At 68.2% G+C, this 11,028-nt stretch carries 12 protein-coding genes; 6 read left to right on the forward strand and 6 right to left on the reverse strand.

The genetic code is table 11. From position 1 onward, the window contains the following. Positions 1-90: 90 nt before the first annotated feature. A complete protein-coding gene (locus tag HGB39_RS25870; RefSeq protein WP_005575312.1) occupies positions 91-819 on the forward strand; it encodes a TetR/AcrR family transcriptional regulator in 729 nt (242 codons plus the stop codon). Positions 820-868: 49 nt separating this feature from the next. On the opposite strand, the gene HGB39_RS25875 is transcribed toward HGB39_RS25870, so the two are convergent. The 5 genes from HGB39_RS25875 to HGB39_RS25895 all read right to left on the reverse strand — a co-directional run bounded on the left by HGB39_RS25875 (position 869) and on the right by HGB39_RS25895 (position 4,546). Continuing rightward, the gene (locus HGB39_RS25875) at positions 869-1,162 is read right to left on the reverse strand and encodes a nitroreductase/quinone reductase family protein (RefSeq protein WP_005575311.1); all 294 of its coding nucleotides are present in this window, start codon (positions 1,160-1,162) and stop codon (positions 869-871) included. Positions 1,163-1,235: 73 nt separating this feature from the next. Beyond that, positions 1,236-2,789: a glycosyltransferase family protein gene (locus HGB39_RS25880; protein ID WP_005575309.1), complete on the reverse strand. Its 1,554-nt coding sequence runs from the start codon at positions 2,787-2,789 to the stop codon at positions 1,236-1,238. Between the two features lie 237 nt (positions 2,790-3,026). After that, positions 3,027-3,698, reverse strand: a complete 672-nt coding sequence (locus HGB39_RS25885; RefSeq protein ID WP_005575307.1) for a PAS and ANTAR domain-containing protein — start codon at positions 3,696-3,698, stop codon at positions 3,027-3,029. Positions 3,699-3,821: 123 nt separating this feature from the next. Then, complete coding sequence (locus tag HGB39_RS25890) at positions 3,822-4,106, reverse strand: YciI family protein (RefSeq protein WP_005575305.1); 285 nt, start codon at positions 4,104-4,106, stop codon at positions 3,822-3,824. Between the two features lie 11 nt (positions 4,107-4,117). After that, complete coding sequence (locus tag HGB39_RS25895) at positions 4,118-4,546, reverse strand: CBS domain-containing protein (RefSeq protein WP_005246355.1); 429 nt, start codon at positions 4,544-4,546, stop codon at positions 4,118-4,120. Positions 4,547-4,723: 177 nt separating this feature from the next. Between HGB39_RS25895 and HGB39_RS25900 the strand changes: the two genes are divergently transcribed. Next, positions 4,724-5,383, forward strand: a complete 660-nt coding sequence (locus tag HGB39_RS25900; RefSeq protein ID WP_005260679.1) for a response regulator — start codon at positions 4,724-4,726, stop codon at positions 5,381-5,383. 27 nt (positions 5,384-5,410) lie between these two features. Here the strand turns inward: HGB39_RS25900 and HGB39_RS25905 are convergent, their stop codons facing one another. Next, the gene (locus HGB39_RS25905) at positions 5,411-6,028 is read right to left on the reverse strand and encodes a hypothetical protein (protein ID WP_005260678.1); all 618 of its coding nucleotides are present in this window, start codon (positions 6,026-6,028) and stop codon (positions 5,411-5,413) included. A 202-nt stretch (positions 6,029-6,230) separates the two neighbouring features. Between HGB39_RS25905 and HGB39_RS25910 the strand changes: the two genes are divergently transcribed. From HGB39_RS25910 to HGB39_RS25925, 4 genes are read left to right on the forward strand one after another with little or no spacing between them, the layout of a single operon-like run. Further along, positions 6,231-6,737 carry an FxsA family protein gene (locus HGB39_RS25910; protein WP_005575303.1) on the forward strand — a complete coding sequence of 169 codons (507 nt, stop codon included), beginning with the start codon at positions 6,231-6,233 and terminating at the stop codon, positions 6,735-6,737. 12 nt (positions 6,738-6,749) lie between these two features. Then, positions 6,750-8,354: an amidohydrolase gene (locus tag HGB39_RS25915; protein ID WP_064080336.1), complete on the forward strand. Its 1,605-nt coding sequence runs from the start codon at positions 6,750-6,752 to the stop codon at positions 8,352-8,354. Then, positions 8,344-10,047, forward strand: coding sequence for an apolipoprotein N-acyltransferase (gene lnt, locus HGB39_RS25920; protein WP_064080337.1), 1,704 nt, complete (start codon positions 8,344-8,346; stop codon positions 10,045-10,047). Before HGB39_RS25915 ends, lnt begins: the two co-directional genes overlap by 11 nt. Then, positions 9,974-10,756, forward strand: a complete 783-nt coding sequence (locus HGB39_RS25925; protein WP_005575297.1) for a polyprenol monophosphomannose synthase — start codon at positions 9,974-9,976, stop codon at positions 10,754-10,756. Before lnt ends, HGB39_RS25925 begins: the two co-directional genes overlap by 74 nt. Positions 10,757-11,028: the final 272 nt, after the last annotated feature.

An 11,028-nucleotide genomic window follows, 5' to 3' on the forward strand; every position in this document is an offset into this window, starting at 1 on the left:
GGGGCTTCGCTCCCTGTGACATGCAACACTGTCGCCGATTGCAGCGTCAACGGTGTTGGCATAAGCTTCCGTGGACGGAAGGGAGCCGGGATGGCGAAGCAGGTGGTCTCGGACTCGGCCAGGAAGAGGCGCAGGCCGACGAAGCAGGGTGCAGTTCTCTCGGAGCAGCTGATCATGGAGACGGCGCTGCGGTTGCTCCGCCACCACGGCAGTGCCGGTCTGTCCGTCCGGCGCCTCGGGGCTGCGCTCGGGGCCGACCCCAGCACCCTGTACCGGTACTTCCGCGGCATCGACGACCTGACGTTAGCGATCGCCGACGAGCTGATCGGTCGGTCGTTCCACGGGTGGGAACCCACCGGGGACTGGTGGCGGGACCTCCACTCTCTCGGAATACGTTCGCATGCAGCGTATCTGGACCATCCCCAGGCGGCAGTCCTGTCGGCCAGCCGCGTCAGCGGTCGTACCTCGGAGAAAGCAGCCGTCGACACGATCCTCGGAATACTGCGCGAGGCGGGATTCCCCGACGGCGCAGCAGTGCGCCTCTACCGCGCGTTCGTGGACCAGATGCTGGCCTTCGCAGCCCTCGACGGAGCCGAACTCGCTCTACCCGAGGACGTCCGCGAGTCCGATCGGCAACTGTGGCGATCCGCCTACGCGCAGCTGCCTGCCGAGACGCATCCGCACATCGCTGCGACCGCGGGTCTTCTCGTCGACCTCTCCGACCGCAGCGCCTATCCCGACGCACTCGAACTGCTCCTCGACGGCGCTCGCACCCTGCTTCACCGACTCGACGCGAAGCGAGAATCCGCGACGTCGTGACAAGCGCTCGGCTCGAATCGTGGCCGAACGGGCCGGGGGAGTCGCCGGATTACCTGGGAGCATCCCGGAGCTCGATGACGAGTGGCCGACCTGTGTCGAACCAGTACCGGTGCAGATCCTTGATCTTCGCGCGCGTAGGCAACCCGCGTAGATGCACGGCGCATTCGCCATAGTCGAACACATTGACCGTCTCGCAGATAGCGTCCCGGGCATCGTCGAGCTCCGCACGATCGGTGATCTCTCGCGCGAGTCCATCGCACCAACCCGCCGGCATCCGCAGCCGGACCCGTGGGTTCCCACGGATGTTCCACACCCAGCCTGCGACGAAATCCGGGCGCGTCATCGCCAACGCGGGTGGCAGAAGCGAGACCAGGTAGGCACGGTCCCCGTCTTCGAGGGCAGACTGGGCGACGACGTCAGCCGCCGGCGAGCGGCACCAGGATGAAGTGGCCGGCTCCGCGGGCGGCGGAGAACACGTCCCAGGACATCGGGCCGCCGGGACCACGGCCTTCCTGGTAGCGGAGATCGAATGCGGGGTTCACGGGTGCGAGCCGGTAGTCGAAGAAGGCGTAGTTCGCGCGCAGCAATGTGCGCGTCGGTTCGGTGGCCTCCGCGAGACGGGGCACCAACCGGTCCTCGACCACCAATCCGCGGTCGGAGAATTCGTCGACGATGACGCATTCACAGAAGTACGCGAGGGTCCCGATCTCACCGGGGGATCGCACCGGTGCCTCCCCGACGAGGGTCCCGACCGCCCGGCCGACCCGCTCGTAGTCCTGCGCACTCGCCCAGTTACCGAAGATGGGGGGTGCGTCCCACGGGAGACCGCTCTCGACGTCGTAGTACACGGCGCCGGCGCCCAGCACGGCGAGCAGGCCGGCCAGTGTGCCGGCGACAGCGCGGTCCGTGGCGTTGCGCGCGGCGCTCCAGTGGATGCCGGCGGCGAGGACGGCGAACATCGCCAGCGTGGTCGCGGGCGCCACGTAATACCAGTGGTACGGCACGGTGTCGAGCAGGACGTAGGCGGCGTAGTAGAGAGCACCGGACAGTCCGAGCGCGAGCAGCGGCACAGGCACCGGTCGCTTCCCCGGCCTGGCGTACGAGGCGAGCGCGACGAGAATCAGAACGAGTGCGAGGGCCGCGGGACCGAATGCCGCCACAGTCCGCCACGGGTTGGACTCGAAGTACATGATCGGGCCGGTGAGGTAGTTGTAGCCGCCCACATCGGAGGCCTGGCCCTGCTTGATCAGGAAGGTGTCGGGCAGAGCCGAACCGAGGACGATCCAGCTGAACAGGTACCACGGCCCGGCGATCGCGGCGAAGCCGGCGAGAGCGCGGCGCAGTTGCGTGCGAATCGCCGGTGACAGGGCGGCGATGACCACGACGAAGACGAGCAGGTCCAGACGTACCAGCGACGCCATGCCCGCGGCCGCGCCGAACCAGGCGGCCCTGCCTTCGAGCGCGAACCACACCATCACCGCGACGGCCGCCGGGATCAGCAGCACCTCGAGTCCGACCGCGGACAACACGAACGGGTTGAACACCACCAGCGCACCGGCGAGCACCGCCCAGACGGTCCCGAGGCCGAGGCTCCGGCACGTGCGCGCCAGCACCCAGCCCAACAGGGCGGTGACCGCGACGTTGAGCATTCCGAGCGCGAACAGGGGATCGCCCGGGCCCCACAATCGGGTCAGGAACGTCAATGCCCCGAGCACGAGCACGTTGAGCGGGGACGTCGACGTGTTCGCGGTCAGTCCGTTTACGATCGCCCACTCCCCGTGGACGGCGAGGTTCCTGGCGGCCGACAGACTGATGTAGGCGTCGTCCGTCAGGCTGCCGGAGACGATCCAGAACAACACGGCCGCCACCACCGCGCCGGACGCGGCGAGGATCGCCGGCGCCCGAAACGGGCTCGGTACCGGTGGCGGGGCAGACCGCTCGAGCGGTTCGTTCAGCAATCCTGTGGACACCGCGACATCCTAGAGAGTGGAGCCGGGACCGCTGCTCGCAGCCACCGAACTCGGCGGCGACACGGTCACCGGTTCCCGGAAATGTCCTCCCGCGCGAACTCGCAGGTGCCTGTCGACTGTTTAGTCATTCGAGAAGACGGGAAATCGACGCCCCAGGGCCGGAAGCGTCACCGGTGGCACCGCCGGCCCAGGTTCCGCGGGTTGAGCCCCCAGGTCGCGGGACCGCCCCGGGCTTTCCTATCGGCGGTGCCGCTCGTGAGCGGTGAGCAGCAGAGCGTCGAAACGGTCGCGAAACGAAGTGGGCGTGTGGATTTCGTCGCCGAATGCGAGAACGAGTTGCTCCGCGATGACGCGGATCTTCGTGTTCGTCTGCTGTGACCGCCACGTCAGGAGGTCGAAGGCGGCGTCGGCGGAGATGGAGTAGACGAGCATCAGCGCACCCTTGGCCTGTTCGATGACTGCCCGCGAACGGACGATGTCGAGCGAAGCGACTTCCGCCGTGTCGAGCAAGCGGGGGTTGTCCCAGATCTCGTCGGTCCTGTCCTGCCACACGAGCACGACGAAGCGGGCGTCCGCGGAGGTGAACATGGAGGCGACCCCGTGCGCCCACAGCCAGTTCCCGTTCCTGTGCCGGACGCGGGCATAGCCCGCTTGGGCGGCGCCGGTATCGAGGACACCCCCGACGAGGCCGAACCACCGCGGCGCGTCCGACGGGTGCATCAAACCGGCGAGGTCCACACGATCGAACTCGTCCAATCGGTAGCCGACGAGGTCGGCCACGGCCGGGTTCGTCAACACCAGTCGCCGTCGGTCGTCGTACACGCAGACGGGGCGCGGCAGAGAGACCACCAGCGAGGTGAACGCGTCGTGGCCGAGACTGTCGGTCGGTGCGAGGGGGAACCCGGACATGCGTACTTCCTTCAGTTCTTCGCCCCGACGACGACTCGTACAGCCGATCGTCGCGGCGTGCGCAGAACGATCCGCTAGAGGGATTCGGAGCCGAGCCCTGTTCGGCTGGGTGTGACGTGCGTCCTACTCGCTGAATTCGCCCATCGCGGGCGTCCATTCGCGGATCTGCACCTTCTCGACCAGATTTTCCTGTACGAACGGATCCTGCGCGAACAGGCGCGCGACGGCGTCCTCGTCCTCGGCCTCGACGATGAACAGCGCACCGTGGCCGTCGGCGAGGGGGCCGGTCGAACGCATGACCTTGCGGCGGACGAGTTCGGTGAGCCACCCACGATGCTGCGTCCGGTGATCGTCGCGCAGGGACGACGTCTCGGGGCTGTACGTGTATTCCACGACGAACAGGGCCATCAGGTTCTCGCTCAGCCGTGGTCGATGTACGACTCGAGCTGGTCGCGTTCGGTCTGCAGCTCGCCGATCCGGCTCTTCACCACGTCGCCGATGCTGACGATGCCGACCAGCTGCCCGTCCACGATCACCGGCAGGTGCCGGATCCGGCGTTCGGTCATGGTTTCGGCGAGACTGTCCACGGTGTCGGTCGGGAGACAGGTGAACACCGATGTCGTCATGATGTCCACGACCCGGGCATTCAGGATGTCGGGGCCGCGCTCGTGGATGCGGCGCACGACGTCGCGTTCGGTGACGATCCCGACGACGGCGTCGTTCTCCGTTACCACCAGGGCGCCCACATTGTGCCTGGCGAGTTCGCCGATCAGTGTGCTGACCGGCATCTCCGGATCGACCGTCACCACGGCCGGACCCTTGTTCCGCAACACATCCGCGATTCGCATCTGGACACCCCGATCTGTGGGCACTCCGACTGGCCGCCGATTCGATCATAGGCAGACTTCGAGCGTATGCCAGCGCTTCTGCCGGTCTTGGTTTGGTTATCTACTCGTGACCGCCGTGTCCCGCGGGCCGGTGTGCGGGTCGGGCGCCCACCGGGACTGCGGTGTTAGGTTGGCGCTGTGCCGATCACCGTGCTACTCGTCGACGACCAGGAACTGATGCGGATGGGCCTCAACATGGTGCTCGACGCTCAGGACGACATCACTGTCGTCGGTGAGGCGAGCGACGGAGCGGCGGCCGTCGCCGCGGTCCGCAAACTCGAACCCGATGTGGTGTTGATGGACGTCCGTATGCCGGTGGTGGACGGGGTCAGCGCGACCGCCCAGATCCTGGAGTCGGGGGTCGCGAGTCGCGTGCTGGTGATGACCACCTTCGACCTCGACGAGCACGCCATGGGTGCGTTGCGGGCCGGGGCCAGCGGCTTCCTGCTCAAGGACACCCCGTCGGAAGACCTGGTGTCGGCGATCCGCAGTGTGGCCGCGGGGGACGCAGTGGTGTCGCCGAAGGTGACCCGCCGGTTGCTGGCGAGGTTCCTCGACGACGGTCCCGGTCCGCTTCGTGACCCGGAGGTCCTCGACGTGCTGACCGAGCGTGAACGGGAAGTGCTGCAGCTGGTCGCCACCGGCTTGTCGAACACGGAGATCGCCGGTCAGCTCTTCCTCTCGGAGTCGACCATCAAATCGCACGTGGGCCGGATTCTGACCAAGTTGAACGTCCGCGACCGGGTCCAGGCAGTGGTGCTGGCCTACGAGACGGGCCTGGTGCGACCCGGCTCGTAGGCCGGCGGGTGGGGAAGCGTACTGCCGCTAGACGGTGAAGGTGCCGACGGTCGGGACCACGGTGCACGTGACGGAGTCGGCGTAGCCGACCGTCCCGAACATCGTCGCGAGGACGGTTCCCTTGCCGGTGTCGACGATCTTCGACAGCAGCGGGGTATTGATGATCGGAAGCTTGTCGTCGAGCTTGACGATCCCGCCCTGGAACGTCGTGAGGTTGATCCAGGCGACGCTGAGGTCGGACGACTGCGGGATCGCCACGTAGGCGGGGATGGCCTGGAATCGGAGTTGGTTCGCGGTGATCTGGGGGAACAGGTTCGGTCCGCCCTGAGCGCTCGCCAGCGTGACCGTCGCGGGCTTGTCGGCGACGCCGCACCCGAGCGTGGGGGACGGGTACATGAAGTCCTGCGGTGTGGTGAGTCCGACCTCGAGCACATCCTTCGGGATGAACACGCTGGCGCCGAGAAGAGCGTCCACGGCGGCCGTCGCGGCGGGGGAGACCTCGGTGGCCAGCGCCTGCAGTTCGGCGGCACCCTTCGCGAAGTCGGCGACCGGTGCTGCCGATGCCGGTCCCGAAGACAGCATGCCGAAGGCGGCTGCGGACGCGAGAACGATTGCGGCTCGGCGGAAGACGGTGGAACGAGTCATATCGGCTCCTCGTTGTGCGCGGGGTCGGAAGACCCCTATCGCAGTGAACTGCATCATGCGCAGACTCTCAATGTCAACTTGAGGTTTAGCATTGTGAGCGCTTCGATATCAACGGCCGGGAGAAAATCGGCGCCGTCGAACGTTGAACGATCAGACGGTTGACCCAGACCCTCGATGACCCGGCCGTCCGAAAGGGGGCGTCATGTACGCCGCACTGTTCCTGTTGTACGTAGTGGTGGAGATCGCCGCTCTCGTCCTGGTCGGTAACGCGATCGGCGTGCTGTGGACGGTTCTCCTCCTGCTCGGTGGAACGCTGATCGGACTGTTGCTGATGCGGTCGCAGTGGCGTCGTGTGATGGACGGCCTGCGCCGGGCGGCGAGCGGCGACGGCTCTCCTGGTGCGGCGGTCGCGGACGGCGCACTCGTCGCGTTGGGCTCCGCGCTGATGTTCGTCCCCGGCCTGGTCACCTCGGTGCTCGGGCTGCTCTTCCTCGTTCCCCCCACCCGGTGGGCACTTCGGCCCGTCGTGGTCCTGCTGGCAGGCAGACGTGCCGCCACCGTCGCGGCCGGGGCGGAAGCGTTCGCGCGGGCACCCCGGCGGGGTGGCGGCGAAGTGATCGAAGGGGAGGTGGTCGACGAGGTCTTCGAGGGCGTAGTGATCGACGAGGAGCCCCGAACCCCGACCCGTGATCCCCGCGTTCTGCCCTAACAGGCAGACTGGTTGCCTGTGACTACACAACTGCTGGTCGACGGCCGAATCTACAGTTCCTTTGCTCCAGACGCCACGTCGATGGCAGTGACCGACGGCGTCGTGTCGTGGGTCGGCGACGACCGCGCGGCCCGTGCGCTGCACCCCGGTGCCGACGTGGTCGACCTCGGCGGCGCGTTCGTCACCCCGGCTTTCGTCGATACCCACGTGCACGTCACAGCGCTCGGCCTGAACATGGTCGGACTCGACCTGGTCGGTGTCGGATCGCTTCGCGAATGCCTGGACCGGCTCGCCTCCTTCGCCCGCACCCACGGCGACGCAGTCATCTGGGGACACGGCTGGGACGAATCGGCGTGGCCGGACGGCGCCGGTCCCACCACGGCGCAACTCGACGAGGCCGCGCCCGGACGCACGGTGTATCTGTCCCGGATCGACGTCCATTCGGCAGTCTGCTCGACGGCCCTGCGCCGGTCGGTCCCGGATCTGAGCGACACCGCCGGCTTCTCGCCGGAGGGGCCGCTGACATTCGAGGCGCACCACGCCGCCCGCACCGTCGCGCGCTCGCTGCTGACGGCCGAGCAGCGTTCCGCCGCCCGCATCGCCGCCCTCGACGCCATCGCCTCCCGCGGCATCGTCGCAGTGCACGAGTGCGGGGGCCCCGACATCGCCGGACTCGACGATTTCCGTGAACTCCTCGCCACCCCGCACGGTGTCGAGGTCCGCGGCTACTGGGGTGAGGCGGTCGCCGACGCCGACGAGGCCAGAAAGCTGTTGAACACCACCGGCGCCCACGCGCTGGGCGGCGACCTGTTCATCGACGGATCCCTCGGCTCCCACACGGCGTGGCTCAGCGAACCCTATGCCGATCTGGCCGGCGGGACCGGCAAGAGCTACCTGGGAGTCGACGAGATCGCCGCACACGTGCGCGCCTGCACCATCGCCGGAATTCAGGCCGGATTCCACGTCATCGGCGACGCCGCCGTCCGGGCCGCGGTCGACGCGTTCGCCGTCGTCGCCGACGAACTGGGCGGTCCCGCGGTCGCGAAGGCCGGGCACCGACTCGAACACGCCGAGATGTTGACCGGTGACGACGCGGCGCGGCTCGCGCAGTGGGGTGTGATCGCCAGCGTCCAGCCCGCGTTCGACGCCCTGTGGGGTGGGACCGACGGCCTGTACGCGCAGCGCCTCGGAACCGAGCGTGCCCTCACCCTCAACCCGTTCGCCGCCGCCGCCTCCGCCGGGGTGTCGCTGGCACTGAGCTCCGACGCACCCGTCACCCCGGTCGACCCGTGGGCGATGCTGCGCGCGGCCGTCCACCACCGCACGCCCGGCAGCGGGATCTCCCCCCGCGCGGCGTTCTCGGCTGCCACGCGCGGCGCGTGGCGGGCCGGCGGGGTCCGGGACGGTCTTGCCGGGACGCTCGACCCCGGAGCGCCCGCGTCGTACGCCGTGTGGGATGCCGGTGAACTCGTGGTCAGCGCCCCCAAGGACTCCGTGCAGCGGTGGTCGACCGATCCCCGGTCCCGGGTCCCGGCCCTGCCGCGGCTCGAGGACGACGCGCCCACACCCGTGCTGCTGCGTTCGGTGCACCGGGGGAGCGTCGTCCATGAGCGGTAGCACCACGTCTCGCTGGACCACCGGAAAGCGCGGCGTGCTGGTACGTTCCGTCCTGTCGGTGGCCGCGGGATTCCTCGTGTTCTCCGGCTTTCCGCCCCGCCCCCTCTGGTTCCTCGCACCCATCGGCATCGCCTTGCTGACGCTGATCCTCACCGGTGCGGGGGGTGCGGCACCGAGATTGCGCGCGGGCTTCGGCTACGGCTACCTCGCGGGACTCGGCTTCCTCGTGCCGCTGCTCCCGTGGATCGGGGTGTTCGTCGGCGCCCTCCCATGGCTTGCCCTCGCCGCGGTCGAGTCGCTGTACATCGGATTGTTCGGGGTGCTCGCCGTGCTCGTCTCCCGGCTGCGCTGGGCCCCGCTGTGGATCGCGGCGTGCTGGTCGCTCACGGAGTGGCTGCGCGCCAGCGTGCCGTTCGGTGGCTTCCCCTGGGGGCGGTTGGCGTTCGGCCAGTCGGAGGGCTGGTTCCTACCGCTCGCGAGCATTGGCGGTGCCCCGTTGCTCAGCTTCGCCGTCGCGCTGACCGGCGCCGGACTGGCATCCGTCGCCGTGACGGTGCGGGCCCGGGTGAGCGGCGCCACGAACTGGACGCGGCCGCTCGCAGGCGGTCTGGTCGCCGCACTCGCCGCGACGGTCGTGTCGCTCGCGCTGGGGCCGACGCTGCCGGGCATGGACTCGGGAGACCGGACGATCACCGTCGCCGCGATCCAGGGCAGCGTCCCCAAACTAGGACTCGACTTCAACGACCAACGCAAGCGGGTCCTCGACAATCACGTGAACCGCACCCTCGAACTCGCAGACGACGTCGCGTCGGGCGCGGCGCCGCAACCCGACCTCGTCGTCTGGCCGGAGAACGCGTCCGACATCGATCCCCTGCGCAACGCCGACGCCGCCGCCGACATCTCCCGGGCGTCCGAGGCGATCGGTGCGCCGATTCTGGTGGGTGCGGTGCTCGTGAATTCCGACCGCACCACCACCAACTCGGTGATCATGTGGGACGGCGATGCGGGACCGCAGGAGCAGCACGACAAGAAGATCATCCAGCCGTTCGGCGAGTACCTGCCGTACCGCGGGTTCTTCCGGCACTTCTCCTCGTATGCCGACCGGGCGGGCAACTTCGTTCCCGGGGACGGGGACGGGGTCGTCCACGCGGACGGAATCGCCGTCGGGGTCGCGACCTGCTACGAGGTGGCGTTCGACCGGGCGTTCGAGCAGTCGGTGCGCAGCGGCGCCGAACTGCTCGCCGTCCCCACCAACAACGCCACGTTCGGCGACACCGAGATGACCTACCAGCAGCTCGCCATGTCACAGGTGCGGGCCGTAGAGCACGGTCGCGCCGTCGTCGTCGCCGCGACCAGCGGTGTGAGCGCGATCATCGGCCCCGACGGGTCCACGGCGGCGGAAACCCCACTTTTCGTACCCGCGGCCCTGGTGTCGCAGGTGCCGCTCCGCACCGGTACTACGCTGGCAAGTCGGCTCGGCCCGATTCCGGAGGTTCTCCTCTGTGTCGGCGCCGTCGCTGCCGTCGCGTTCGCCGTGGTGCAACGACGACGCACAGTTCGCCCACTGATTCAACGCAGTACCGAGAAGGCGCCGGCAGTTGCCGGCAGGGAGGATCCTCATGGCATCGGAGACCGATTCCGGGCAGAGCGGGGCACCGAGCGCACGGACTCTGGTGATCATTCCGACGTATAACGAGCGGGAGAATCTCGGCCTGATCGTGGGCCGCCTGCATGCGGCGCTGCCGCGGACGCATGTTCTGGTTGTCGACGACGGCAGCCCCGACGGCACCGGAGACATCGCGGACGCCCTCGCGTCGAACGACGACGCCGGCCGCATCCACGTGATGCACCGCACCGAGAAGAACGGTCTCGGAGCCGCCTACATCGCCGGATTCCACTGGGGCCTGGACCGGGACTACACCGTCCTCGTCGAAATGGACGCGGACGGCAGCCACGCGCCCGAGCAGTTGCATCGCCTCCTCGACCAGGTGGACGCCGGCGCCGACCTCGTGCTCGGTTCGAGGTACGTGCCGGGCGGCACGGTGGTCAACTGGCCGAAGCACCGCGAGTGGCTCTCGCGCGGCGGGAACATCTACTCGCGGCTCGCCCTGGGCGTGAAGATCAAAGACATCACCGGCGGATACCGGGCGTACCGCCGTGAGGTGCTCGAGAAGCTCGACCTCGCTGCGGTGGAGTCGCATGGCTACTGCTTCCAGGTGGACCTGGCGTGGCGGGCCATTCAGGAGGGCTTCGACGTCCGCGAAGTTCCCATCACGTTCACGGAACGAGAGATCGGCGAATCCAAGATGAGCGGCGGGATCGTTCGCGAGGCGCTGCTCAAGGTCACGCAGTGGGGGCTGCGCAACCGTATTGCCAGGATCAAGGGTGTGGCGGCCAGATAACACCAGGTACCAACCGCTGCCCCATTCCTTCCGCGGAAGTGGTGGGGCAGCGCTGGGTTAGGTGCTTCGAAACGTGACACCCATGGGCAAAGACGTGGTCTGTCCACATTCTGGGACGCCCTGAAACGGTTTGAACCGTACGTCCGATAGGAACGTGAAGCGTACTCCCGGGTAAGGTTCGGTAAATTCCCAGGTTCGCAGGTCACTATGAATTTCTTGGGTGGCCGGTGGGTGCCCTGCCCACCGCCGGTGTGGGAAGAAGGACGAACAAG

The sequence above is a fragment of the Rhodococcus opacus genome (assembly GCF_012396235.1).
Lineage (GTDB): Bacteria > Actinomycetota > Actinomycetes > Mycobacteriales > Mycobacteriaceae > Rhodococcus_F > Rhodococcus_F opacus.

Bases quoted from the DNA above. Each gene is read 5' to 3' on its own strand.
- HGB39_RS25870 (WP_005575312.1), top strand. From the start codon at position 91: ATGGCGAAGCAGGTGGTCTCGGACTCGGCCAGGAAGAGGCGCAGGCCG.
- HGB39_RS25875 (WP_005575311.1), bottom strand. From the start codon at position 1,162: ATGACGCGCCCGGATTTCGTCGCAGGCTGGGTGTGGAACATCCGTGGG.
- HGB39_RS25885 (WP_005575307.1), bottom strand. From the start codon at position 3,698: ATGTCCGGGTTCCCCCTCGCACCGACCGACAGTCTCGGCCACGACGCG.
- HGB39_RS25890 (WP_005575305.1), bottom strand. From the start codon at position 4,106: ATGGCCCTGTTCGTCGTGGAATACACGTACAGCCCCGAGACGTCGTCC.
- HGB39_RS25895 (WP_005246355.1), bottom strand. From the start codon at position 4,546: ATGCGAATCGCGGATGTGTTGCGGAACAAGGGTCCGGCCGTGGTGACG.
- HGB39_RS25905 (WP_005260678.1), bottom strand. From the start codon at position 6,028: ATGACTCGTTCCACCGTCTTCCGCCGAGCCGCAATCGTTCTCGCGTCC.
- HGB39_RS25910 (WP_005575303.1), top strand. From the start codon at position 6,231: ATGTACGCCGCACTGTTCCTGTTGTACGTAGTGGTGGAGATCGCCGCT.
- lnt (WP_064080337.1), top strand. From the start codon at position 8,344: ATGAGCGGTAGCACCACGTCTCGCTGGACCACCGGAAAGCGCGGCGTG.
- HGB39_RS25925 (WP_005575297.1), top strand. From the start codon at position 9,974: ATGGCATCGGAGACCGATTCCGGGCAGAGCGGGGCACCGAGCGCACGG.